The 23,643-nt window shown below is 63.4% G+C and carries 21 protein-coding genes, 1 tRNA gene and 1 pseudogene; 16 read left to right on the forward strand and 7 right to left on the reverse strand.

The window, feature by feature from the left end:
* Positions 1-10: 10 nt before the first annotated feature.
* Positions 11-1,252 (reverse strand): bifunctional glutamate N-acetyltransferase/amino-acid acetyltransferase ArgJ, encoded by a 1,242-nt coding sequence (argJ, locus tag ASD12_RS07490; RefSeq protein WP_056583479.1) that lies wholly within the window; start codon positions 1,250-1,252, stop codon positions 11-13.
* Between the two features lie 169 nt (positions 1,253-1,421).
* On the opposite strand from argJ, the gene ASD12_RS07495 reads away from it, so the two are divergent.
* The gene (locus ASD12_RS07495; RefSeq protein WP_056583481.1) at positions 1,422-2,651 is read left to right on the forward strand and encodes a caspase domain-containing protein; all 1,230 of its coding nucleotides are present in this window, start codon (positions 1,422-1,424) and stop codon (positions 2,649-2,651) included.
* Positions 2,652-2,742: 91 nt separating this feature from the next.
* Positions 2,743-3,342: a TetR/AcrR family transcriptional regulator gene (locus ASD12_RS07500; protein ID WP_056583484.1), complete on the forward strand. Its 600-nt coding sequence runs from the start codon at positions 2,743-2,745 to the stop codon at positions 3,340-3,342.
* Positions 3,343-3,421: 79 nt separating this feature from the next.
* Here the strand turns inward: ASD12_RS07500 and ASD12_RS07505 are convergent, their stop codons facing one another.
* Entirely contained in the window at positions 3,422-4,348 is a 927-nt protein-coding gene (locus ASD12_RS07505) for a peptidylprolyl isomerase (RefSeq protein WP_056583487.1), read from the reverse strand.
* Between the two features lie 248 nt (positions 4,349-4,596).
* On the opposite strand from ASD12_RS07505, the gene secA reads away from it, so the two are divergent.
* Positions 4,597-7,329: a preprotein translocase subunit SecA gene (gene secA / locus ASD12_RS07510; RefSeq protein ID WP_056583490.1), complete on the forward strand. Its 2,733-nt coding sequence runs from the start codon at positions 4,597-4,599 to the stop codon at positions 7,327-7,329.
* A gap of 64 nt (positions 7,330-7,393) precedes the next feature.
* Here secA and ASD12_RS07515 read toward each other — a convergent pair whose 3' ends face one another.
* A complete protein-coding gene (locus tag ASD12_RS07515) occupies positions 7,394-9,979 on the reverse strand; it encodes an AAA family ATPase (protein ID WP_056583493.1) in 2,586 nt (861 codons plus the stop codon).
* 244 nt (positions 9,980-10,223) lie between these two features.
* Between ASD12_RS07515 and ASD12_RS07520 the strand changes: the two genes are divergently transcribed.
* The 5 genes from ASD12_RS07520 to ASD12_RS07540 all read left to right on the forward strand — a co-directional run bounded on the left by ASD12_RS07520 (position 10,224) and on the right by ASD12_RS07540 (position 14,552).
* Entirely contained in the window at positions 10,224-10,496 is a 273-nt protein-coding gene (locus ASD12_RS07520) for a DUF4242 domain-containing protein (protein ID WP_056583498.1), read from the forward strand.
* Complete coding sequence (locus ASD12_RS32860) at positions 10,474-10,782, forward strand: hypothetical protein (RefSeq protein WP_082525300.1); 309 nt, start codon at positions 10,474-10,476, stop codon at positions 10,780-10,782. Before ASD12_RS07520 ends, ASD12_RS32860 begins: the two co-directional genes overlap by 23 nt.
* Positions 10,783-10,974: 192 nt before the next feature.
* On the forward strand, positions 10,975-11,475 hold the full coding sequence (locus tag ASD12_RS07530; RefSeq protein WP_056583502.1) for a hypothetical protein: 501 nt from the start codon (positions 10,975-10,977) through the stop codon (positions 11,473-11,475).
* A gap of 396 nt (positions 11,476-11,871) precedes the next feature.
* On the forward strand, positions 11,872-13,272 hold the full coding sequence (locus ASD12_RS07535; protein WP_056583505.1) for a lipopolysaccharide biosynthesis protein: 1,401 nt from the start codon (positions 11,872-11,874) through the stop codon (positions 13,270-13,272).
* Complete coding sequence (locus ASD12_RS07540; protein ID WP_056583509.1) at positions 13,272-14,552, forward strand: GNAT family N-acetyltransferase; 1,281 nt, start codon at positions 13,272-13,274, stop codon at positions 14,550-14,552. Before ASD12_RS07535 ends, ASD12_RS07540 begins: the two co-directional genes overlap by 1 nt.
* A 244-nt stretch (positions 14,553-14,796) precedes the next feature.
* On the opposite strand, the gene ASD12_RS07545 is transcribed toward ASD12_RS07540, so the two are convergent.
* On the reverse strand, positions 14,797-15,591 hold the full coding sequence (locus ASD12_RS07545; protein ID WP_056583511.1) for an SDR family NAD(P)-dependent oxidoreductase: 795 nt from the start codon (positions 15,589-15,591) through the stop codon (positions 14,797-14,799).
* Positions 15,592-15,839: 248 nt separating this feature from the next.
* Between ASD12_RS07545 and ASD12_RS07550 the strand changes: the two genes are divergently transcribed.
* From ASD12_RS07550 to ASD12_RS35195, 4 genes and pseudogenes are all read left to right on the forward strand, one after another.
* Positions 15,840-16,736: a LysR family transcriptional regulator gene (locus tag ASD12_RS07550; RefSeq protein WP_056583513.1), complete on the forward strand. Its 897-nt coding sequence runs from the start codon at positions 15,840-15,842 to the stop codon at positions 16,734-16,736.
* 189 nt (positions 16,737-16,925) lie between these two features.
* Positions 16,926-17,528 carry an NADPH-dependent F420 reductase gene (locus ASD12_RS07555; protein ID WP_056583516.1) on the forward strand — a complete coding sequence of 201 codons (603 nt, stop codon included), beginning with the start codon at positions 16,926-16,928 and terminating at the stop codon, positions 17,526-17,528.
* 3 nt (positions 17,529-17,531) lie between these two features.
* Complete coding sequence (locus ASD12_RS07560; protein ID WP_056583518.1) at positions 17,532-18,035, forward strand: SRPBCC domain-containing protein; 504 nt, start codon at positions 17,532-17,534, stop codon at positions 18,033-18,035.
* A 21-nt stretch (positions 18,036-18,056) separates the two neighbouring features.
* A pseudogene (locus ASD12_RS35195) lies at positions 18,057-18,271 on the forward strand (LysR family transcriptional regulator); the annotation flags it as partial.
* An 85-nt stretch (positions 18,272-18,356) separates the two neighbouring features.
* Here the strand turns inward: ASD12_RS35195 and ASD12_RS07565 are convergent.
* Positions 18,357-18,441 (reverse strand) — tRNA-Leu (locus ASD12_RS07565).
* Positions 18,442-18,899: 458 nt separating this feature from the next.
* On the opposite strand from ASD12_RS07565, the gene ASD12_RS07570 reads away from it, so the two are divergent.
* Positions 18,900-19,487 carry a YqaA family protein gene (locus ASD12_RS07570; protein WP_056583521.1) on the forward strand — a complete coding sequence of 196 codons (588 nt, stop codon included), beginning with the start codon at positions 18,900-18,902 and terminating at the stop codon, positions 19,485-19,487.
* Positions 19,488-19,577: 90 nt separating this feature from the next.
* On the forward strand, positions 19,578-20,096 hold the full coding sequence (locus ASD12_RS07575) for a disulfide bond formation protein B (protein ID WP_056583525.1): 519 nt from the start codon (positions 19,578-19,580) through the stop codon (positions 20,094-20,096).
* A 224-nt stretch (positions 20,097-20,320) separates the two neighbouring features.
* Here the strand turns inward: ASD12_RS07575 and ASD12_RS07580 are convergent, their stop codons facing one another.
* Positions 20,321-20,878 (reverse strand): HNH endonuclease, encoded by a 558-nt coding sequence (locus ASD12_RS07580; RefSeq protein WP_006328497.1) that lies wholly within the window; start codon positions 20,876-20,878, stop codon positions 20,321-20,323.
* 128 nt (positions 20,879-21,006) lie between these two features.
* Positions 21,007-21,648 (reverse strand): DNA-3-methyladenine glycosylase, encoded by a 642-nt coding sequence (locus tag ASD12_RS07585; RefSeq protein ID WP_056583528.1) that lies wholly within the window; start codon positions 21,646-21,648, stop codon positions 21,007-21,009.
* A 73-nt stretch (positions 21,649-21,721) separates the two neighbouring features.
* On the opposite strand from ASD12_RS07585, the gene gluQRS reads away from it, so the two are divergent.
* Positions 21,722-22,642, forward strand: coding sequence for a tRNA glutamyl-Q(34) synthetase GluQRS (gene gluQRS / locus ASD12_RS07590; RefSeq protein ID WP_056583887.1), 921 nt, complete (start codon positions 21,722-21,724; stop codon positions 22,640-22,642).
* A 103-nt stretch (positions 22,643-22,745) separates the two neighbouring features.
* On the forward strand, positions 22,746-23,642 hold the full coding sequence (locus ASD12_RS07595) for a DMT family transporter (protein ID WP_056583531.1): 897 nt from the start codon (positions 22,746-22,748) through the stop codon (positions 23,640-23,642).
* The last annotated feature ends 1 nt before the right edge of the window (position 23,643 follow it).

A 23,643-nucleotide genomic window follows, 5' to 3' on the forward strand; every position in this document is an offset into this window, starting at 1 on the left:
CCCAAAACCATCAGCTCCGATAATCGCCATTGATGGCGACATATTCCTTGGTGAGATCGCAGGTCCACACCGTCGCCTTGCCGCGGCCGATGCCGATATCGGCTCGGATACGGATGTCGTCGCGCTTCATGTAGGCCGACGTCGCCTGCTCGGAGTAGCCGGGGTCGCGCTCGCCTTCATGCGCGAGCCGGTTGTCGCCGAACCAGATCGACAGCCGGTCGCGATCGGCGGGTTCGCCGGCCTTGCCGACGGCCATGACGACGCGGCCCCAATTGGCATCCTCGCCGGCGACCGCCGTCTTGACCAGCGGCGAATTGGCGATCGACAGCGCGATGCGCTTGGCCGAACGCGCCGATTTGGCGCCGGTGACGGTGACTTCGACCTGCTTGCGGGCGCCCTCGCCGTCGCGCACCACTTGCAGCGCCAGCGATTTCAGCACCTTGCCGAGCGCCCGGCGGAACGCGCCGAGACGGGCATCCTTGGGGTCGGTTATCTCGGGCGCGCCGCGCTTGGCGGCCTTGCCGGTGGCGAAGATCAGCAGCGTGTCGCTGGTCGAGGTGTCGCTGTCGACGGTGACCGCGTTGAAGGTCTTGGCCGTGCCGCGCGACAACAGGTCCTGCAGGACGGGTGCGGCGATCGGCGCGTCGGTGGCAATGAAGGAAAGCATCGTTGCCATGTCGGGCGCGATCATGCCGGCGCCCTTGGAAATGCCGTTGATGGTGACATCGGTATCGCCGAGCTTGACGGTCGCTGTCGCCACTTTCGGATAGGTATCCGTGGTCATGATCGCCTTTGCCGCTTCGGTCCACAGCTCAGGCTTGCCATTGCTGACCAGCCCCGCGAGCAGATGGCTGAATTTGCTGGTGTCGAGCGGCTCGCCGATGACACCGGTCGAGGCCAGGAAAACCTCGCCTGCCTTGCAGCCGGCCGCCTTCGCCGCCGCCTCGCCGGTCAGGGCGGTCGACTCGCGGCCCTTCTTGCCGGTGAAGGCGTTGGCGTTGCCGGAATTGACGACCAGCACCCGCGCCTTGCCGGCACCGAGATTCTGCCGGCAGAAATCGACCGGCGCCGAGGGACATTTCGATTTCGTGAACACGCCGGCGACCGTAGTGCCTTCATCGAAAACCATGGTCAGCAGATCGGTGCGGTTCTTATACTTTATCCCCGCCTCGGCGGTGGCGATGCGCACCCCCTCGATTTCTGGCATCTTGGGGTATTTCTTCGGCGCAAGCGGCGAAATCGTCGTGGACATAGGGGCCTCGGGCGGGAAAATCGCAAGGGAAGGCCGGTTTGCCCGATACGCCGCGCCGGCGCAAGGGCGTTTTCGTCGCTCTTGCCGGAGGCGGGAGCCCACTCGGGATTAAGCTTGCATTTCAAATCTGTTGGCGCCGCCGGGGCCGATGGCGTTATGATCCTGCCCCATGGGCAGGCTTGCGATCCTCGCATGGGCATTTCTGGGACTTTTGCTGCTGAGCGCGAATGCACAGCCGCAGCGGCGCGTGGCGCTTGTCATCGGCAACGGCACTTACGCCGAAGCCGGCACGCTGGCCAATCCGGTCAACGACGCGCTCGACATCGCCGACAAGCTGCGTTCCATCGGCTTCGAGGTCATCGAAGGCAATGATCTCGGCAAGCGTGAGCTCGAACGCAGCATCGGCGAGTTCTCCGACGCGCTCGAAGGCGCCGGCGTCGGGCTTTTCTATTATGCCGGCCACGGCTTGCAGGTCGACGGGCGCAACTACATCGTGCCGGTCGACGCCAAGTTGGACGTGCCGGTCAAGCTCCAGCTCGAGGCCGTTCCGATCGACGAAATCCTCGACATCATGGAACAGCAAACCAAGGTCAGCCTGGTGTTTCTCGATGCCTGCCGCAACAATCCGTTTGCCCGCAGCTTGAGCCGCACCGCAACCACACGCTCGGCGACGGCGCTGGCCGGGCTGGTGCAGTTCGATTCGACGCGCGGCTCGTTCATTGCCTTCTCGACGGCACCTGGCGCCGTTGCCATGGACGGAAGCGGGCGCAACTCGCCTTTTGCCGCCGCCCTGCTGCGCCACATCGCCGAACCTGGCCAGAGCATCAACGACATGATGATCGCGGTACGCCGCGACGTGGTTTCGCAAACCCGCGAGGCCCAACGCCCCTGGGAGCAGGGCTCGCTGCTCGAACGCTTCGAATTCGTCTCCGAGGGACAACCTGCAGAGCCGCAAAAGCCGGCCGCCGCTCCGATGCCCGCGACCGAAGTTGCCGTGCTCGATCGCTCGGTGGGCGACGACAAGGGATCGATCGAAAAGTTCCTGCGCCAGGATTATCTGACGCCGGACACCAAGGCGATGAGCGAGACCGTCAAGCGGCTCTACGGCCCGTCGGCCACCATTTTCGGCACAAGCTACGACGCCGAGGCCATCGCCAAGGTCAAGGCCGACTGGTTCGCGCAATGGGCCTCCTGGTCGCTTGGCCTGGAGCCCGGCAGCCTGGAGGTCACTCCACATGGCGAGGATGGCGCCGAGGCTGTCTTTGCGATGCGCTACGACTATCTTCCAAAGGACAAGTCGGCGGCACGCCTGATCGGCAGGGCGCGCGTCACGCTTGGACTGGTCAAGGCAGAGGGCGGCTGGCGCATCGAATCCGAGACATCGCAAGCGATGCAGTAAGCATCATCTTTGATCCGTCAAAAACGGTCCGTTTCGTTTCACCGCGACCTCGCCTATATTGCCGGCGAAATTGTTGGCGAGGATGACAGAAATGGCCGAGGACGCCGACCCGGCGCGCAAATCGATCGGTGCGCGGCGCAACCCCGCCAGCGCCGATGCCATTCTCGAAGCAGCCGAGGCTGTGCTGGTCGAGGCCGGTTATGCCGGTTTCTCGATCGAGGCGGTGGCGCGGCGGGCCCGCGCCGGCAAACCCACCATCTATCGCTGGTGGCCGAGCAAGGCCGCATTGCTGCTCGAAGTCTACCAGCGCCAGAAACGCGTCGATGTTCCCGATACCGGGCGACTGGAAGAGGATCTCGTCGGCTTCCTGAAAAACCTGTTCGCCCACTGGCGAGAGACATCGTCGGGCAGCGTGTTCAGGTCGCTGATCGCCGAGGCGCAGTCGGATGATACGGCGGCCGCGGCCCTTGCCGACTATGCGCTGGGCCGACGCTCCCATACCGGCCGGATGGTCGAACGTGCCAGGGCAAGGGGCGAAATCGGCGCCGGCATCGATTCGGCTGTTGTCGCCGACCTGATCGCCTCCTTCGCCTGGAAGCATCTGTTGACCAACCGGCTCGACGAGGACGAAGCGACCATACGCAAGGCAGTCAACTACGTGATGCGCGGCATAGCGGCGCCGGCTGGGTAAAACCGGTCGGCACCGGCAGATAAAAAAGAGGCACGGCAACCCTGGCTGCCGCGCCCCTTTCAAAAAAGTTCTTTCAGGCCTACTTGGCGCTTTCCAGCGTATCGACCGCCTTTTTCAGGTTCGCGTCGGGGATCTCGACCTTGGCGCCGGCGCGCAGCGACTTGACCAGCGCGAAATACTTGTCGCGGATGACCGCCTGCTTGGCCTGGTCCTTGACGTCGTTGAAGGCCGGCGGCTGCTTGGTGCGCTTGTCCTCGAGCTTGATGACATGCCAGCCGAACTGCGACTGCACCGGCTGCTCGGTGTATTTACCGACTTCGAGCGCGAAGGCCGCCTTGTCGAATTCCGGCACCATCTGGCCAGGTCCGAACCAGCCGAGATCGCCGCCGCTGGTCTTGCCTGAGGGATCGCTGGTGTGCTCGTTGGCGAGCTTCTGGAAGTCGGCGCCGCCGTCGAGCTGCTTGATGATGGCCTCGGCCTCTTCCTTCGTCTTCACGAGGATGTGACGGGCATGCACCTCGTTGGTGGGCGGCGTGTTGGCGATTTCCTGGTCGTAGCGAGCGCGAACCTCGGCGTCGGTGACCTTGTCGACGACGCCCTTCTCGACCATCTCGCCATGCAGCGCACGCTGCTGCAGGAAGGCCATGCGGCGCTGGAAGTCGGGGTCCTTATCGAGCCCGGTGGTAATGGCCTGGGCGGCCATGACGCGGATTTCGATGGCAGCAGAAAGCGCCGCTGCACGGCGCTGCTCGGGCGGCAGTTGCGAGAACTGCTGCGATAGCTCGCCTTCGGCAAGCACGAGGTCGGCCTCGGTCAAGGGCTGGCCGTTGACCGTGGCGATCACGGTATTCGGATCGACAGGTGCCGCGGGCGCCGCGGCTGGTGCTGCTGCATCCGCTGAAGCGGGAGCGGTTTGTTGCGCCATCAGCGGCGACAGCGAAAGGGCCGACAGGCCGAAGGCCAGACCAAGGCTGGCGAGCGACGCGCGGCGGAACAACAAGGACATAAGATGACTCCGGTGGGGATTGTAAGGAGGGGGTGGCTTCCAGATCAGCCAGATTGTGGCGGAATTTGGCGCGCCCGGCAGGGCCAGCGCGGCGTTGACATCAGTTGAGCCCCCTCTTATCTGTCCAACGACTTTGCGTCCAGAACCGTTTTCCGGGCGCTTTTTGTGTTTGTCCACGTTCACGTGGAATTGATGGGGCCGGCCGGCGCTCATCACAAGATTGAGAATTCTATCGAAAGGACCATTGGATGGTCAGTCTCGGCGGTCTCGCGCGTAAGGTTTTCGGTTCCTCCAACGACCGTCGGGTCAAATCGACCCGGCCTCGTGTCGAGGCGATCAATGCCATGGAAAACGAGATGCGGGCGCTCTCCGACGAGGAGTTGGTCGGCCGCACCGCGAAATTCCGTCAGGACATCGCCAACGGCGCCACGCTTGATGACCTTTTGGTGCCAGCCTTTGCCACCGCCCGCGAGGCAGCGCGCCGCGTACTCGGCATGCGCCCCTTCGATGTCCAGCTGATCGGCGGCATGGTGCTGCACAATGGCGGCATTGCCGAGATGCGCACCGGCGAGGGCAAGACCCTGGTCGCGACGCTGCCGGTCTACCTCAACGCGCTTGCCGGCAAGGGCGTCCACGTCGTCACCGTCAACGACTATCTCGCCACCCGCGACTCCGAATGGATGGGCCGCGTCTACAAGTTCCTCGGCCTCTCGGTCGGCGTTATCGTCCACGGCCTGTCCGACGAGGAGCGCAGCGCCGCCTACGCCGCCGATGTCACCTACGCCACCAACAATGAGCTCGGCTTCGACTATCTGCGCGACAACATGAAATACGAGCGCGCCCAGATGGTGCAGCGCGGTCACAATTACGCGATCGTCGACGAAGTCGATTCCATTCTGGTCGACGAGGCGCGCACGCCGCTGATCATTTCCGGTCCGCTCGAGGACCGTTCGGAAATGTACAACACCATCGACACATTCATCATCCAGCTGCAGCCGCAGGATTATGAGATCGACGAGAAGCAGAAGACCTCGATCTTCACCGAGGAAGGCACCGAGAAGCTCGAGAACCTGCTGCGCGACGCCGACCTGCTCAAGGGCGAGTCGCTCTACGACGTCGAGAACGTCGCCATCGTCCACCATGTCAACAATGCGCTGAAGGCGCACCGGCTGTTCCAGAAGGACAAGGACTACATCGTGCGTAACGGCGAGATCGTCATCATCGACGAGTTCACCGGTCGCATGATGCCGGGCCGCCGCTATTCGGAAGGCCTGCACCAGGCGCTCGAAGCCAAGGAGCATGTGGCGATCCAGCCGGAGAACCAGACGCTCGCCTCCGTCACCTTCCAGAACTACTTCCGCCTCTACAAGAAGCTTTCCGGCATGACCGGCACAGCGCTGACCGAGGCAGAGGAATTCGGCAACATCTACGGCCTCGAAGTCACCGAGATCCCGACCAATTTGCCGGTCATCCGCATCGACGAGGACGACGAGGTCTACCGGACGGTCGAGGAGAAATACAAGGCGATCGTCAGGGAGATCCGCGAAGCCAGCGCCAAGGGCCAGCCGACGCTGGTCGGCACCACCTCCATTGAAAAGTCCGAGCAGCTGGCCGAGCGCCTGCGCAAGGAAGGCTTCACGGATTTCGAAGTGCTGAACGCCCGCCACCACGAGCGCGAGGCGGCGATCGTCGCCCAGGCTGGCAAGCCCGGCGCCATCACCATCGCCACCAACATGGCCGGCCGCGGCACCGACATCAAGCTCGGCGGCAATGCCGAGATGCGTATTGAAGACGAACTCGGGGACATGCCGGCCGGACCCGAGCGCGAGGCCCGGGAGAAGGAAATCCACGCCGACGTCGAGCGGCTGAAGGACAAGGCGCTGGCCGCCGGCGGGCTCTATGTGCTCGCCACTGAACGCCACGAATCGCGCCGCATCGACAACCAGCTCAGAGGCCGCTCCGGTCGTCAGGGCGATCCCGGCCGTTCGAAGTTCTTCCTGTCGCTGCAGGATGACCTAATGCGCATCTTCGGCTCCGAGCGCATGGACGGCATGCTGCAGAAGCTCGGCCTCAAGGAAGACGAGGCGATCATCCATCCCTGGATCAACAAGGCGCTGGAAAAGGCGCAGAAGAAGGTCGAGGCGCGCAACTTCGACATCCGCAAGAACCTTTTGAAATATGACGACGTCTCCAACGACCAGCGCAAGGTGGTGTTCGAGCAGCGCATCGAGCTGATGGATGGCGAGGGCCTTTCTGAGACCATTGGCGAGATGCGCGAAGGCGTCATCGACGAGATCGTCGCCAAGGCCATTCCCGAAAACGCCTATGCCGAGCAGTGGGATGTGGCCGGCCTGAAGGCCGAAGTCGCCGAATTCCTCAATCTCGACCTGCCGATCGAAGACTGGGCCAAGGAAGAGGGTATCGCCGAGGACGACATCCGCGAGCGCATCACCCAGGCCGCCGACGCCGCCGCCAAGGAGCGCGCCGAGCGCTTCGGCCCCGAGGTGATGGGCTATGTCGAACGTTCGGTGGTGCTGCAGACGCTCGACCATCTGTGGCGCGAGCACATCGTCAATCTCGACCATCTGCGTTCGGTCGTCGGCTTCCGCGGCTACGCCCAGCGCGATCCGCTGCAGGAGTACAAGAGCGAGGCGTTCGAGCTGTTCCAGGCGATGCTGGGCAATCTGCGCCAGGCCGTCACCGCGCAGCTGATGCGCGTCGAACTGGTCCGCCAGGCCGCCGAAGCGCCGCCGCCCGAGGCGCCTGACATGTTCGGCACCCATATCGACGGCACCACCGGCGAGAACGACTTCGAAGGCGGCGAGACCGCCCTTCTGGTCCGCCCGGAGGTCGCTACGATCGTCGCTCCCGAGGATCGCGACCCCAACAACCAGGCTACCTGGGGCAAGGTCGGCCGCAATGAAGCCTGCCCCTGCGGCTCCGGCAAGAAGTACAAGCACTGCCACGGGGCATTCGCCTGATCATTTGATAGGTCGGCGCGCGAAGGATCGCCGACCTTCGATCCCGTCCTCCCGAACACACTTCCTATAGCAACCCTGATTCGCGTGCCGCCGCAGTGGCTTCACCGCGCGAAACGGCCTCCAGCTTGCCCAGCACCGCCGAGACATGGTGATCGACTGTTTTCGGCGAAATGGTTAGCTGCTCGGCGATCCGCTTGTTGGAAAAGCCGCGTTCGATCAGCTGCAGCACTTCCATCTGCCGCTGGGTCAGGCCGGCCTGATTTTCGCGCGTCGTGCGGCGCGGCCCCCGGGCGATATAGACGCCGTTGCGCCGCATCGTTTCGCGCACATGCTGGGCCACCGGTCTGGCGCCAAGGTTTTCGAAAATCTCCAGCGCCAAACGCTGTGCTTCCTCGTCACCCTGGGTGAGCGCAAGTCCGCGTTCATAGGGTGCGTTGAGGTCCGCCCAAAGTGACGCGGCCGCCCGCCAGTCTCCGGCCAGAAGCAGTCGGTAGGGCGCGGCCATGCCTGATGTATCGCCGGGGTCGGCATCCGGAGCCAGCTTCTGCCGCCATGTCGCCAGCTCGCTGAATACCGCGCGTGTCGGCGACAGGCCCTCGGCAAGATCGATCAGCCGCAGCGCCTCTTGCCCGTCGCCTTGCCCTAGCCATGCCTGCTCGGCCATGACGGCCGCATAGGGCGCCAGCCGCTGCAGCTCCATTCCCTTTTCCAGGAACTGTTTCATTTCCTGGAAAAGCGGTTCTGCTGAAGGATCGCCACGCCGTATCCGGAGTTTCGCCAGTGCAATCAGCGCGGGATAGCGGACCAGCATGGTCGCATGGTCGTTGGACAGCACATCGAGCGCCTCGGTAGCGGCCTCTTCCCATTGCCCCTGGCGCAGCTGCAACTGCGCCAGCACGCCGCGCATATAGTCACGCCAGGTGACGAGATCGTTTTCAACGCAATAGTTGATGCCGCGATCCAGGAAGGACTGTGCCGCGTCGAAGCCAAGCTGGTTCATCTCGCTGCAGGCGCTGTTGGTGAAGGCGCGCGCCGCATGTTCCTGAAAATTCTGCTCGAGTGCGATCTCCAGGCTGCGGGCAAGGTGCAGCCGCCCCGCCGCCGGATCCAGCCACTGCTCGGAGCTGCCAAGATTGTTAAGCGCGTGGCAGACGATGTCGGCCCGGTTCATGCGCTCGGCAAGGTCGACCGCCTTTTCGCCAAGCAGCAAGGCCTCGTCCAGCCTCTCGGCCAGCATCGCCAGTTGCGAGAGGTTGGAGTAGGCCATGGCGAGTTCGGCGCCGGCCGGCACGGTTTCCAGCAGTGCCACCGCCTGCTCGCCGAAGACGTCGGCGGCCTTGCGGTCACCTATCAGATAGGCAAAGCGCGACAACCATCTGAGGCTGTCGCCTTCCTTCGCCTTGTTGCCTTGAGCCTGATGCAGGAGGCGCGCATGGCCCTGTGCCTCGATGGCCTCTTCGATCTGGCCAATGAGATGGCATTCGAAGGCATATTTCTCGTAGAGCACGGCGCGGTCCACCGCTGGCAGGCTGTTGGCATGCCGCAGGGCGACCTCATAGTAGCCGGCGGCGTCACGATGCGCGCCGACGCGGGATGCTTCGCGCGCGGCAAGCGGCGCGAATTCGCGCACGGCTTCCAGATTGTGCGCCTCCACCGCGTGATGCACCAGGCGACCCGCGGAGACATCGCTGTTTTCGAGCAGCGCGGCCAACGCGCGCTGGTTGAATTGCCGCCTGCGGCTCGTCGTCAGCATCATTTCAACCGCGCGGCGGGCGATCTCGTGGCGGAAGGCATAGCCGTCGCCCATATCATCCAGCAGGCCGGCGGAGACGCATTCCGCCAGCTGCCCGGCGCTGGCGACGCCGCACAGGCCCTGCAACGCCCACGCATCGGCGCGCCTTGGAAACACCGACACCGCGTCGAGCATCGAGCGGGCGCCGGCAGACAGCCGCTCGGCCCGCGCCAGCACGGCGTCGCGCACGCTGGCGGGCGGTGTCGTTTCACTTTCGGCGCACAACAATTCGGTGACGAAAAATGCGTTGCCGGCCGTCGCCCTATAAATGGCGTCGCCATCGCGGCCCGCCGCATCGGCCAGCGACAGCACCGCCGCCTCGCTGAGCAGCGGCACGTCGATGCGCGCGACATTGGCCGCAGGGATTTCACCCAGCGCGCGGCGCACGCGCATCTGTGCTTCGCTGCGGTCGTTGCGCGCCGTCACCAGAAGCAAGATGTGGGTGTTGACGATGCGCCGGCCGAGAAAGCGAACGAAATCCAGCGTCGCGTCGTCGGCCCAGTGCAGATCCTCGATCACCAGCAGGCTTGGCTGCGTCTTGGTCTCGAATATCTCGAGCGCATCCGAAAACAGCGGCAATCTTTGTCCTTGCCGGTGGTCGATCGCTTGCGGGAGCGCCCATTGCGCCTCACGGGCAAGATCATAGAGCGGCCCGAGCGGATCGGGTATCGACAGATCCTCGCAGGCGCTGCGCAAGATGCGTGTGCCTTCTGCCGCGCGGCCGATGAAGGCCTCGACGAGCGACGTCTTGCCGGCGCCCGCTTCTCCCCCCAGCGCCGCCACCCGGCCACGGCCGCGTGCTGCTTCCATTAACAGGCCGTCCAGTAGCTCCAGCTGTGTCTGCCGTTCCAGAAGCATTGTCATTCTCTCGCAAGATTGGGGGATTGCCACCATGGTGGGTGCCGCCACGATAGCCTTGGGCGAGAGCGTTGCAATGTGACTTTCCACACATTGGAGTGACTCTCTCCACAAATAACGTCGCCAACATAGGGAATCGTCCCGCCAAAAATAGGGAATGGCTCCGATGCGCGCTCTTGTCGAACGTGATCATTGTCCAGTCGCGCTCGGACCGAGCGTGAATCAATACGAAAAGGAACTTCCCATGCCTCGTTATGTGGTGGAACGCACATTTCCGGACGGTCTCACCGTGCCGATCACCGAAGTCGGCGCCGATGCGCTCGGCGGCGTCGTCATGCGCAACGCCGAAAAAGGCGTCACCTGGGTGCAGTCCTTCGTGTCGCTCGACAAGAAGCACAGTTTCTGCATCTACGACGGCCCCTCGCCGGAGGCGATCCGCAGCGCGGCCCATAAGAATTCGCTGCCGGTCGACAAGATCATGGAGGTGCGGGTTCTTGACCCTTACTTCTACTGTTGAGTCCCCAAATGATCGGCAATTCGATGAGCATCAAACTGCCCTTAGCGGCAATGGCGAGCTGCTTGCTGGCCTGCCGGTCGGTGAACCCGCGCCTGTCATGGGAGACGCCGACCAAGCAACCTCCCTGCTCGGCCGTCTATGGCGGTTCGCGGCGAACCTGCCTTCGCATCTGTATGGCGGGCGGCGGCGATTGCCCCCGGAAGACGATTATCTGAGGCGCGACATCGGCCTCTCGGAGCACGATATCCAGCGGGAATACTGGCAATATTACTGGTGGGACCACTGATTTCGTGCAGCCATTTTGAACCGCTGAAAGACATTTCGAAAACTGCAAAGGCCGCCTGACAGCGACCTGCACAAACCGGACGGACGGTCCGTTCCGGATTGCAAAACCAGGCGCTGCAGCGTTGAAACACGCCCGGCCTCACGGCCGGCCGTGGACCTCCCTGTCGCGTCATCAACAACAAACGGAAAGACCATGACCATAACTCTTTGGATCGGGCGCTTCGCCGCCCTCGCCGTCCTGTCGATGGCAGCCACTGCCGCCCAAGCCCGCGACGCCAACAGGCTGGCCGACATGGTGCTGACGGCCAACAGCCGCTTTGAGAACGTGGCTGCGGCAACCGCCGAGGGCTATGCGCCGATCCCTTGCGCCAGCGGCATCACCGGCGGCGCCATGGGCATCCACTACGTCAATCCCACCTATCTCAAGGATGACGCGATCGATGTCGCCAAGCCCGAGGCGGTGATGTACGAGCCAATGGCCGACGGGACGCTGAAACTGGTGGCGGTCGAATACATCACCTCGAAAGGCCCGGCCTCGCTCGGCGGACAGCTGTTCAACTTCAACAGCGCCCCCAACCGCTACGGCCTCGGCCCGTTCTACGAACTGCATGTCTGGGCCTGGAAACAGAACCCAACCGGCACCTTCGCCGACATGAACCCGAACGTGTCCTGCGATGCGATGAAGGGGATGTGACACTCCCCATGTGACACCTCTGGCACCGCATACCCGGTGCCTGGCCTTCCCCCATTGCGGGGGGGAGGGGCGAGCGCAACACCGACCCGGCTTCCTATGCTTCCCGGCGTTCGCTCGCCTTTCGTCATGCCGCCCTGAACTACGAATGCGCGTGCCGCGCATCGGCCGCCTGGCGGCCCTCCGCTATGGCTCCCTGCCCTTCGGGCGTTCAGACCCTTCAAAGGCCCACTAGGCCTTCTTTCCCGAAGGCGACCGGGGTCTTCACCGTTCGTCGCTCGAAAAGCCAAATCGTTGGCTTTTCGTCCGCTGCGCGGGCCGCTCCTCACCCAACCGTTTCTTAATGTGTCTCCGCTACACAAGAGCCTGAAAAGAAGCGGAAAACGGAGAGAAATCGGGGTGCGCTTTTCCGCGGCCACGACAGCCGGGCGGTTCTTGCCGCAGCGTTTGGCGCTGCGCATGAGGCCGCTGCTTGGCCGTATCGACGCCGTGCTGTTCACCGCCGACGAGCGCGGCGAGGCCGGCCGCATGTCGGTCATCGCCTTCTCCATCCGCATCGTCAGCGCCGTCATCGCCTTCATCAGCCAGGTGCTGATGGCGCGCTGGATGGGCTCGTTCGAATACGGCATCTTCGTTCTCGTCTGGGTGACGATGGTGATCGTCGGCAACCTCGCCTGCCTCGGCTTCCACACCTCGGTCATCCGCTTCATTCCCGAATATCGCGAGCGCGGCCTGATGGACGAACTGCGCGGCATCGTTCTGGCCAGCCGCCTGTTCGTGCTGATCGCCTCCACGCTCATCGCCGGGCTCGGCGCGCTCGGCGTCTGGCTGGCGGCACCCTGGATCGAAAACTACTATGTGATACCGTTCATCCTCGGCGTAATCTGCCTGCCGATGATCGCCATGTCCGACCTGCTGTCGGGACTGGCACGCGCCAACAGCTGGGCGCTGTTTGCGCTGTCGCCGACCTACCTGGTGCGACCCATCCAGATCCTGCTGTTCATGGCGCTGATGCTGGCGGCCGGCTACGCCCCCGATGCCAGGACGGCGATCTTCGCCTCGATCGCGGCCACCTATCTCACCACGCTGGGCCAGCTCATCGGCGTCACCCAGCGCATGGAACGGCAGATCCCAGCCGGACCGATGAAGGTCCATTTCGCGCAATGGTTCATCGTTTCGCTGCCGATCTTCCTGGTCGAGAGCTTCTTCTTTCTGCTCACCAATGCCGACGTGCTGATGGTCGGCGCCTACATGGATCCCAACGACGTCGCTGTCTACTTCGCCACGGTGAAGACGCTGGCGCTGGTGCATTTCGTCTATTTCGCCGTCAAGGCCGGCGTAGCCCAGCGCTATGCGCAGTTCACCCATGGCGACCCGCAAAGGCTCGCCGCCTTTGCCCGCGAGACGGTGTCGTGGACGTTCTGGCCCTCGCTCTTGATGGCGCTGCTGGTGCTGGCGCTCGGCGAGCCGATGCTGGTGCTGTTCGGCCCTGAATTCAGCAGTGGCTATCCCTTGCTGTTCCTGCTCGTCTTCGGCGTCGTGGCGCGCGCCGCCGTCGGCCCCTGCGAAAGCCTGCTGACGATGAGCGGCAACCAGAACATCTGCGCCGCCGTCTATGCCATGACGCTGGTCTTCAACATCGCGCTCAACGTGGTGCTGATCCCAATATTCGGCCTGTGGGGCGCGGCCATGGCCACCGCCTTTGCCATGATCTTCGAAGCCGGCGCGCTGTCCTTCACGGTTTGGCGCAAGCTCGGCATCGTCATGCTTATCTTCGTGCCTGCGAAAGGAGCCCCGTGATGGCCGCCATCCCGTTGCTTGAGGAAACCAGCGGCGGCACCGCCGGCGCCATGGTGTCCGGCCTTGCCGGGCTGACCCGTGACGCCGACCCGGCCCATATCGAGATCCTCGCCAACAACCGGCCCGAGCGCAAACTCGCCATCTACCCGGCATCGGCCGGCTTCGACTTAGTCGAGGAACTGGATTATCTCTGCGCCCGTACGGTCGAGCCCAACGTGTTCTTCAACCCGCGCTTCCTGGCGCCCGCCATGCCGCGGCTGGAGGATCGCGAGGTGCGGCTGGCGGTCATCCGCGACGGCGACGAATACCGCAATCGGCTGCGCCTTTTGGTGCCGTTCTCGGTAGAACGGCCGGTGGTGCCGCTCGGCGTTCCGGTGATGCGCACATGGTCGAGCCCGTTCGGTCCGCTCGGCACACCGCTAGTCGACCGCGACGATCCGGTCGGTGTCATCGAGGACTTCTTCTCGATGCTGTCGCGCCCGCATCTCAAGCTGCCGAAAGTGTTGGTCCTAGCCGATATCCGGCTCGATGGCCCGGTGGCGAGCCTGCTTGCAACCGTGGCCGAGACGCGCGGCCTGATGCTGGTCACCACTGGTCAGACCCAGCGCCCGGCGCTCGAGAGCGAGCTCGATGGCGATGACTATCTGAAGGCCTCGCTGCGTTCGCACCATTATCGCGAGTTCCGCCGCCTGAAGCGGCGCCTTGGCGACCTCGGCAAGCTGGAGCATGTCGTGGCGCGCGGACCTGAAGACATCCGCCACGCCATCGAAAGTTTCCTGACGCTGGAAGCGGCCGGCTGGAAAGGCCGCGAACGCACCGCCATGGCGATCGACCGCTACCGCGCCGCCTTCGCCCGCGAGGCCGTGCATCGGCTGGCCGAGCAGGACATGTGCCGCATCCATTCGCTGACGCTCGACGGCCGCACCATCGCCTGCCTGATCGTCTTCATCGAAGCCGGCGTCGCCTACACCTGGAAGACGGCCTATGACGAGACGCTGGCCAGCTATTCGCCCGGCACGCTGCTGATGATCGAGGTTACCAGGCAGCATCTCGACGACCCCAACATCATGATGACCGATTCCTGCGCGGTGCCCGACCATCCGGTGATGAGCAGGCTGTGGGCCGAGCGCAAGCCGATGGGCACGCTGGTCATCGGCCTGACGCCGGACGCCGACCGCCTCACCCGCCAGGCCGCCTCGCAGCTGCACCTCTACCGTGAAACCCGCAACATGGCCCGCCTGCTACGCAACCGGATGAAGAGTTTGTTGGGACGGCGGTAGAACGCCGGTCCAAAATCGTGGATTGGTTGCCGGGAGAAAAAAGTACGGTGCGCCTTCCGGCACTGAGCCGAACCGACAATGGTCTTCCTTCGCCGAGGCTTCGGAGGACACTCCTGCCCTAGCCGGAATCGAACCAGCGCTCCTTGCGGAACTCGATTTTGAGAGACCGGATATGCCCTGTCCTTTGTATCCGGCAGTATCCTCCGCTCAGAATCTGTATCCGCCGACTTACGTTTGACACCCATTAGACGATTGACCGAAGGACACCGCCGTCGACGCGCAGACCAGCGCCGCTTGTCGCCGACGCTTGCTCCGAACAGACGTAGATGACCATGTTTGCGACTTCTTCGGTCGTCGCGAACCGATTGATCAGTGTCGTCGGGCGCATCGTCTTCAAGAACACCTGCTCCGCCGCGTCCTGTGTTATGCCTTGCGAGTGCGCCAACTCATTCATCATCCTGGACAGGATTTCCGACCTTGTTGGACCGGGGAGGACCGCATTGACCGTCACGCCCGTCCCGGCCACCGCTTCTGCGAGGCCCCTGGAGATGGCGAGTTGCGCCGTCTTGGTCATGCCGTAGTCGATCATCTCTTTGGGAACGTTCAGGGCGGACTCGCTGCTGATGAAGACGACACGTCCCCAGCTCCGCTCGACCATCTTAGGGACGTAGTGGCGTGCGGCGCGAACGCCGCTCATGACGTTGAGCTGGAAGAGGCTTAGCCAGTCGTCATCGGCGAGATCAAAGAAGGTCTTCGGGCGGGCTGTGCCTACATTGTTGACGAGGATATCCGCATCAGGCGCCTGCGCGAACAAGACTCCGGCTCCTTCGGCTGTTTCCAGGTCGGCGGCAACGCCCGTCAAATCAGACGCTGGGAAGAGCTCACGAAGCTCGCGAAGAGCCGTGGCGACGCGTTCCTCGCCGCGCCCGTTGATCACGACCGAAGCGCCCGCGCGCGCCAAGCCTTCCGCGATGGCGCGCCCGATGCCCGCCGTGGAACCCGTTACGACGGCCTTGCGGCCCTTAAGGTCAATATTCATGAGTCTGCTCCTGCAATTTGGACTGCGATAGTTGGGTTTCTTACTTGATGCGTGAGACGTTGCGGCGGGATTGGCGATTTCTCGACAGGGGCTGTGCATCAGCGCACCACTCGGGTATTTCGAGTATGCTTTCATTCGCGCTGCTGGGGAGGTACAGAAGCATTGGCACCGCATGGCAAGAGTTAGCCATAACCCAGGCCGGGTTGTGATTCAGAGATTGCGCACCCTTCGGTGCAAGGTTGCATCATATGATCGAATGGGATCACGTTCGCTTCTTTCTAGCCGTCGCACGCGAAGGCTCGGTTCGGGCCGCAGCCGAGCGCCTCAAGGTAAACCACTCGACCGTGCTTCGGCACATAGCCCTGCTGGAGGAGCGCCTCGGCGCACAAATGTTCGAGAAGCTGCCTTCAGGCTATCGTCTGACGGATGCTGGTGGGGAGGTCCTCGAATACGCGGTTCAGATGGAGGCGTCCTCGAATCAGCTGGATGCACGCGTCTCCGGTCACGACCAGGGCGTGAGCGGGCTTCTGCGCGTGACGCTGCCGCCGCCCCTCGCGACGAACTTGCTCATGCCGGACTTCGCCGACTTTGCACGCCTGCATCCCGAGATCGAAATGGACATACTGTCCATAGACCAGCCGGTGAATCTGACCAATCGAGAGGCCGACGTTGCGATTCGAGTCGTCTACGACCGCGATACCCTGCCGTCCAACCTGCACGGCCTGAAGGGGCCGGAACTGTACGGCGGTGTCTACATATCCCACGATCTGCTGTCCGCGTTGCGCGGGGGCGCGCCAGATCGCGTCCGATGGATCGTGAGGAATTGGGATGGTGTCTCGGACTGGGCACGTAAAGGAGACATACCCACTTCGCACGTGCCGTTCAGGACCACGGACGGTGTGACGCAGCTTCTCGCGGTTCAACAGGGACTCGGGATGGCGGCGCTGTCCTGCTTCGTCGGAGATGCCGATCCTTTGCTCGCGAGGGCGCCGGGAACCACCCTGCGCAGGTTTGGAACGCTGTGGCTCCTCACGTACGGCGAGACGCGCAAGACCAAGCGTGTGCGTCTGTTCATGGAGTTCATATCTCCTAGGCTCGCCGCGTATGCACCACTTCTGGGCGGGCAATCCCACATCGGCGGGTGACGGATAGGCGGAGCCACCCGCGAACGGTGCGCCAATGCACAGCCCCTGTCGACAAATTGCCAATCCCGATTGGGGGCCCCCGACCCCAGTTAAGCTCCAGAGGCCACCGGCAGGTCGCCGCACCGATAAGGCCGCGTTGCATTGTTGGGCGTGCCGCCGACCTCAGCAGAAACGAACTGGAGATTTGAAATGACATACGCAATCATAGGTGCCGGGGCCGTCGGCCCAGCGCTCGCGAAAATGTTCGCCCGCAAGGGTATAGAGGTGGCCATAGCAAGCACCCGCGCGCCCGATGCGCTCGCGCCGCTCGTAAAGGCCATTGGCCCTACGGTCACTGCTGTCTCCCTGGATGAAGCCGTCACGGCCGATATCATCCTCCTAGCCGTTCCCTTTTGGGCACACCGTGACGTAGCGAATGCGGCTGCAGATTGGCAGGGTAAGATCATTATCGATGTCACAAACGCATACGGCGTCTCCCCAAGCGATTTGGGCAACCTCCCGTCTTCGGCTGTGATCGCCAAGGCGTTTGGCGCTGCAATGCTGGTCAAGGCGTTCAACCACCTGCCTGCAGGCGTCCTCGCGCAGGCCCCCACCGTCGATGGCGGGCGGCGAGTGATTTTCCTGTCCAGCGACAAGGACAGCGCCATTCCGGTGGTGTCCGCCCTGGTCGAGCAACTCGGTTACGCACCGGTCAACCTGGGAGCACTCACAGAGGGTGGGCTGCTCGTCCAGGCGCGCGGAAACTCCTGGGGATCACTCATTTTTAAAGATCTCTTCAAGAAGGAGAATTGAGCGATGTATGATCGTGTGAAATGGCCTGACCATTTCGACCCGAAGATTTCGGCGATCTACGCGCTCAATGACGTTGACGTGAAAGCGCCGCCTGAAGTTGTGTGGGAACTGCTGATCGATGCCGAGAACTGGTCGAGCTACTTTGCTCCTGAGGACCAAGTCAAGATCCTGACCGGCGAGCCCAAACTGGCGCTCGGAACCCGATACAGCCGGGTGACGGTTGGATTTCCGATGAGCCTGGTGGTGACGGAGTGCGAGCCCGGCCACAGGCTTGCGTGGAAGACGGTGGTCGACGGCGACGAGACCGGTTCAACCGCGTATCACGGCTGGGTTATCACTCCCACCGAGGCGGGTTGCCATGTACTGACGGAAGAGACGCAGCAGGGCCCCTGGTTCCTCGACGTGCTTGGACACAAGCACCCCGGTGGGCTCTACCGCTATCACCAGCAGTGGGTCGACGACCTTGCTCGTGCTGCCGAGGCAGTAGCGGCGCGGACGGCCCGCTAATCCCGATCTGTCTTCGCCGCTCTCGGCATCACGACGCTGCCGTGTTTCGTCGAGATGCCGATCCTCAATTGGAGAGGGTGCCAGGTACCGACCTACACCTGTATGGACCGGTCTGGCTTTTCACTCAGGGGGAGACACGCAAGACGAAGCGCGTGCGGCTCTTCACAGAGTTCGTATCCCACAGGCTCGCCGCCTACGCTCCGCTTCTCGCGGGGCTGTCGATATCGCGCGACTGACGCCGGGCAGGCCAACATCGAACGCGGACGATGCGCCACCGGTCCGCCGCGCTAGCCCGCTGAGTTTTGACCTGATTTTGAAGGGTGGTGCGGGTGGTCGGAATCGAACCGACACTCCTTGCGGAACCGGATTTTGAGTCCGGCGCGTCTACCAGTTCCACCACACCCGCACATTTGCCGCCGATTCTAGCCGACGCTCTCGGCACCTATACTGCACCTAGAGCGAAAACCGAATATCGTCAGCCACTTTTCCTTCCTTCTCAAACCCCTGAAAACACGCCGTTCTCAACTCGTCGTGCTTCCTGTGAATTGGTAGACAAACCACTCTTTGAGTCGAGCGCGTCTACCAATTCCGCCATAGGGGCTCAGGCCGGGCAGCCTGGATGGCGCGGGACTATACGGTTGGAGGCCTGTTCGTCAACTGGCCAATTGTTGCCGGCCCCAGATGCGACCAAACTGCGCCTTTCGATTTCGTGACGGGGCTGCCATTGTGCAGCGCGGAAAATCTTTCTAGACAGGCGGCGCATCAAGTGCCGCGCGTCTGACAGGATGGATGGCGCGCGCTTTGAGTCTTTGTTTTGTCCCGAAAACTCTGCGCACGTTTGGGCGACATGCATTAGGAGTGCCGATGCTTCGCGGACTTTACGACTGGACCTTGTCGCTGGCGGCCCGCAAATCCGCCGAATGGTGGCTGGCCTTCATCGCTTTTGTCGAAAGCTCGGTGTTCCTGGTGCCGGCCGACGTGCTCTATTTGCCGATGGCGCTGTCGCGGCCTGATCGCGCCTACCGCTATGCGCTGATCGCCACCGTCGCCTCGGTGCTGGGCGGCATCGCCGGCTGGTTCATCGGCCACTACGCCTATGACGCGGTGGCGAGGCCGATCCTTGAATTCTACGGCAAATATGACGAATTCGAGAAGCTGCGTGCGGGGGCGGGCGTCGGCTTCATCATCCTGATGCTGATCACTTCCGGGGCCGCCCATCTGCCGCCGATCAAGGTGGTGACGATCCTGTCCGGCGTCATCGGCGTCAATCTGGCGCTGTTCATCGTGCTGGCGATCGTGGCGCGCGGCGCCCGCTTCCTGCTGCTGGCCTGGCTGCTGCGCCGTTATGGCGAGCCGATCCGCGAATTCATCGAAAAGCGCCTTGGCCTGATCGCCGGCGGCGGCGCCGCCGCCCTGATTTTGCTCTATATCGTCGTCAAATACGCGTTCTAGTCCATGCCGCGCAAAAATGCCCAGCGGTTTTGGGACAACGACATGGATAAATGGAATAAGCGGGCGGCGAACTCAACGGACGAAAAACCCATGACAGCGACCATGAATGCCGACACCGGACGCCAGCGGACGCGCACGGCCCTGTTCCTAGCCGTCGCCATGGCCGCCACCGTTGGCTCGGCGCTCGGCTTCCAATATCTCGGTGGCTACATCCCTTGCCACCTCTGCCTGGAACAGCGCACGCCCTACTACATCGGCGTGCCGCTGATGATGCTGGCGGTGATTGCATCGATGCTGCACGCACCTAGCTGGTTGACGCGCGGCCTGCTGGCCGTCGGCGGCCTGCTGATGCTCTACGGCCTCTATCTCGGCGTCTACCACTCAGGCGTCGAATGGGCCTGGTGGGCCGGCCCGACCGATTGCACCGCGGGCGCCGGACCGGTCGACACCGGGGGCAAGGGCGTGCTCGACGCGCTCGACAAATTCGTGCCGCCGTCCTGCGACAAGGCCGCTTTGCGTATCCTCGGCCTGTCGCTGGCCGGCTGGAACGCCATCGCCAGCCTGGTCCTGGCCGCTATCGCCTTCCGCGGCGCCCTCACCCGCGACTGAGCCAACGCGAGATCATTTGAGCCATCGCGAGATCGTTCAAGAATTCGGCAGGCTGAGTCGTTTGGACTGATTGTCGAGAACCGGAGCGGAGCGGACATCCCGCATGTCCACGAAACGTGGTTCCGGTTTTCCGATAAGGACATGCGGCAAAGCAAAGTATCCGCGAGCATCGGAAGCGCAGACGATCGTTCCAGACGGCCAGCCTCCCGAATTCTCGGACGATCTCAGGGTTCGAGTTCGACATCCCAGTAGAGATAATCCATCCAGCTTTCATGCAGATGGTTGGGCGGGAACAGGCGGCCATTGTTGTGCAGATCGTGCACCGTCGGCTGGAAAGGCTTCTGCAGTGGCCACATCTTGGCATGCGCCGGCATCATGCCGCCCTTCCTCAAATTGCAGGGCGAGCAGGCGGCAACGACATTCTCCCATGTCGTCGCACCGCCGCGGTGGCGGGGGATGACGTGATCGAAGGTCAGATCCTCAGGCGTGCCGCAATACTGGCACTGGAAACGGTCGCGCAGGAAGACGTTGAAGCGGGTGAACGCCGGATGCCTGGACGGCTTCACATAGGCCTTCAGGCTGACCACGCTCGGCAGCTTCATCGAGAAGGTCGGCGAGGAGACGGCGTGCTCGTATTCGGCGACGATGTTCACCCGGTCGAGGAACACCGCCTTGATGGCGTCCTGCCACGACCAGAGCGACAAGGGGTAATAGCTGAGCGGACGGTAATCCGCATTCAGCACCAGTGCTGGAAGCCCATCCGGAGATACGGCGACCGTCACGTGTTTACCTCCTTGGTTCTAGACCCGAACGGCGCGGATACTGTAAGCCCGACATGACAGGGATGTGAAGCGGATTGTCGCGTCGCCGAAGCGCCAAAAATACATGATTTTCATGCTTTTTTGCGGATTCAGGTCGGTGGCGCGGCATCCCGCCCTCTGGTTTCGCGATAATAGGACCAGAAAAGCCGTGATGCGACACCTCGCCACGGGCTCCATGATTCGGCCAAGGCGATCAGGGTTTTCTCCGGCGGACGCGGCTCGATGCCGAGCGCGTGGCCGACGGCCGTCTGTAGCGCGACGTCGCGCGCGGGGAAGATGTCGGGGTGTCCGGCGGCAAACAACAGGTATACTTCCGCCGTCCATGGACCGATGCCGGACACCGCCGTCATCGTCGTGATCGCCTCCTGGGCATCGAGCGAACAGACGTGATGCAGGTCGAGGCCGTCGACCACGGCCTGGGCAACAGCGATCAGGCCGCGCTGCTTCGGCCGCGACAGGCCGGCCTCGCGAAACATGTCTTCGCCGGCGGCAAGGATCGCCTGCGGCGTCAGCGGATCGACGAGCTTGGTCAGCCGGCCGAAGATGGCATCGGCGCTGGCGCGGGACACTTGCTGTGAGACGACGATCGACGCCAGGCTCCGAAACCCCGGCTCGGACAGCCGCAGCGGCACCTCGCCGGCCATGCCGCGCACCTTTTCCAGGCGCGGGTCGATCACGCAAAGCGCATCGAGCCCTCGGGCAATGTCGTCTGATGTCACGATACGCTGCATGCTTTCTTGTTCCCTGACCGTCGACAGGGTAGCAATTGGCGAAGCGCCGCAAAACATGATTGCCGCCGAAGAGATGACACTCCTGACATTCCGCTTCGCTCCCAGCCCCAACGGCGACCTGCATCTCGGCCACGCCTATTCGGCGCTGCTCAACCAGAAGCTGGCGGCACAGGCAGACGGCCGCCTGCTGCTGCGCATCGAGGATATCGACACGGCGCGCTGCACGCCGCAATTCGAGGCAGGCATGCTTGCCGACCTCAAATGGCTGGGGCTTGGCTGGGAAGAGCCGGTGCGCCGCCAGTCCGAGCATTTCGCCGAATACCAGGCGGTGCTCAGGCGGCTGATCGCGGAAGAACTCGTCTATCCCGCCTTCATGAGCCGTGGGGAAATCCGCGCTTTCATCACCGACAGTGAAGGGCAAGGGCGCGACTGGCCGCGCGATCCCGACGGCGTGCCGCTCTACCCCGCAGCCGACAAGGCGCTGCCGGTCAAGGAACGCAAGCGACGGATCGCCGAGAATGCGCCCTTCGCCTGGCGGCTGGATGTCGATGCCGCCATGGCGCGTGTCGGCAAGGACCTGTCATGGAGCGAATTCGTCGATGAGAGCCTTTTCGCGACCCGATCGGTCGAAGCCCGCCCGCGGGACTGGGGCGACGTGATCGTGGCGCGCCGCGACATCCCGACCAGCTACCACCTCGCGGTCGTCATGGACGATGCCCTGCAAGGCGTCAGCCATGTCGTGCGCGGGCAGGATCTGTTTTCCGCGACCGGCGTGCAGCGCCTGCTCCAGGAACTCCTCGGACTGCCGCAGCCTGCCTATTTCCATCATCGCCTCGTCCTCGGGCCGGATGGACGAAAGCTGTCCAAGAGCCTCGGCGACACTGGCCTTGCCGCCTTGCGCCATGCCGGCGCATCACCCGATGACGTCAGGCGGATGGTAGGGCTTGAGCGCGGCGCGGCCGAGGTAACGCATGTCGAACTTGACGCCCGTTGAATTCCGGTGATGCATGGATCAATGGTTTCGTTTTGCGCGCCGGGTTGAAGCGCAGTAGAGCAGCGCCACGGTCAACTCCCTCCAGCGCGGCGGTCTGCGGAACATGCACAGCATCAAGCGGTTCATCCCCGCCACCTTCGTCGTGTTGTGGGCAACCGGCTTCATCGGCGCGCGCTACGCCATGCCATGGGCGGAGCCGTTCACCTTCCTCGCCGCACGGTTCGTCATCGCCGCCATCCTGCTGGCCGTTCTGACGCTTGTGCTGGGTTCGAAGAGAGCCACCCGCGAGGAGGCGTTGCATGCCACCGGCGCCGGCATACTGATGCACGGCGTCTATCTCGGCGCCGTATTCTGGGCCATCCACAGAGGCATGCCGGCCGGCTTTTCGGCGCTGATCGTCGGCCTGCAGCCGCTGATCACGGCGGTGCTTGCCGGCAAGTTTCTCGGCGAGGCGATCCTGCCGCGCCACTGGGCCGGCCTCGGCATCGGCCTCATCGGCATCGTCATCGTGCTGTGGCCAAAGCTCGGTGCGCTGGGCGGCGGCGTAACAGTGGCGACGCTGACCGCTTCGCTGGTCTCGGTGCTCGGCATGAGCGCCGGCACCATCTGGCAGAAGCGCTTCGCTTCCGGCGGCGACCTCGTCGCGGCGACCATGTGGCAATATGTCGGCGGCGCGGCTGTGATGATCCTGGCCGCACTGGCCTTCGAGACGCACACGGTCGTCATCAATGGCGAACTGATCTTCGCCATGGCCTGGCTGGTGCTGGTGCTGTCGCTCGGCGCCATCTTCCTGCTGATGGTGATGATCCGCGACGGCGAGATGTCGAAAGTGGCCTCGCTGTTCTACCTGGTGCCCGCGGTGACGGCCCTCATCGCCTGGGCCTTGTTCGACGAGCAGCTCAATGCGCTGCAGATTGTCGGCATGGCCATCACGACATTCGGCGTCGGCCTGGCAACCGCTCGGCCGAACAAGGGAGGAATTGTAGAACTGAGGAATTGAG

This window comes from Mesorhizobium sp. Root102, assembly GCF_001425625.1.
Lineage (GTDB): Bacteria > Pseudomonadota > Alphaproteobacteria > Rhizobiales > Rhizobiaceae > Mesorhizobium.

Excerpts from the sequence above, each read along its gene's own strand:
- ASD12_RS07515 (WP_056583493.1), bottom strand. The coding sequence starts at position 9,979 with ATGCTTCTGGAACGGCAGACACAGCTGGAGCTACTGGACGGCCTGTTA.
- ASD12_RS07555 (WP_056583516.1), top strand. The coding sequence starts at position 16,926 with ATGACATACGCAATCATAGGTGCCGGGGCCGTCGGCCCAGCGCTCGCG.
- ASD12_RS07505 (WP_056583487.1), bottom strand. The coding sequence starts at position 4,348 with ATGTCCTTGTTGTTCCGCCGCGCGTCGCTCGCCAGCCTTGGTCTGGCC.
- secA (WP_056583490.1), top strand. The coding sequence starts at position 4,597 with ATGGTCAGTCTCGGCGGTCTCGCGCGTAAGGTTTTCGGTTCCTCCAAC.
- ASD12_RS07575 (WP_056583525.1), top strand. The coding sequence starts at position 19,578 with ATGACAGCGACCATGAATGCCGACACCGGACGCCAGCGGACGCGCACG.
- ASD12_RS07570 (WP_056583521.1), top strand. The coding sequence starts at position 18,900 with ATGCTTCGCGGACTTTACGACTGGACCTTGTCGCTGGCGGCCCGCAAA.
- ASD12_RS07500 (WP_056583484.1), top strand. The coding sequence starts at position 2,743 with ATGGCCGAGGACGCCGACCCGGCGCGCAAATCGATCGGTGCGCGGCGC.
- ASD12_RS07550 (WP_056583513.1), top strand. The coding sequence starts at position 15,840 with ATGATCGAATGGGATCACGTTCGCTTCTTTCTAGCCGTCGCACGCGAA.
- ASD12_RS07560 (WP_056583518.1), top strand. The coding sequence starts at position 17,532 with ATGTATGATCGTGTGAAATGGCCTGACCATTTCGACCCGAAGATTTCG.
- ASD12_RS07595 (WP_056583531.1), top strand. The coding sequence starts at position 22,746 with ATGCACAGCATCAAGCGGTTCATCCCCGCCACCTTCGTCGTGTTGTGG.
- ASD12_RS07545 (WP_056583511.1), bottom strand. The coding sequence starts at position 15,591 with ATGAATATTGACCTTAAGGGCCGCAAGGCCGTCGTAACGGGTTCCACG.
- gluQRS (WP_056583887.1), top strand. The coding sequence starts at position 21,722 with ATGACACTCCTGACATTCCGCTTCGCTCCCAGCCCCAACGGCGACCTG.
- ASD12_RS07530 (WP_056583502.1), top strand. The coding sequence starts at position 10,975 with ATGACCATAACTCTTTGGATCGGGCGCTTCGCCGCCCTCGCCGTCCTG.
- ASD12_RS07540 (WP_056583509.1), top strand. The coding sequence starts at position 13,272 with ATGGCCGCCATCCCGTTGCTTGAGGAAACCAGCGGCGGCACCGCCGGC.
- ASD12_RS07495 (WP_056583481.1), top strand. The coding sequence starts at position 1,422 with ATGGGCAGGCTTGCGATCCTCGCATGGGCATTTCTGGGACTTTTGCTG.
- argJ (WP_056583479.1), bottom strand. The coding sequence starts at position 1,252 with ATGTCCACGACGATTTCGCCGCTTGCGCCGAAGAAATACCCCAAGATG.
- ASD12_RS07520 (WP_056583498.1), top strand. The coding sequence starts at position 10,224 with ATGCCTCGTTATGTGGTGGAACGCACATTTCCGGACGGTCTCACCGTG.
- ASD12_RS07585 (WP_056583528.1), bottom strand. The coding sequence starts at position 21,648 with ATGCAGCGTATCGTGACATCAGACGACATTGCCCGAGGGCTCGATGCG.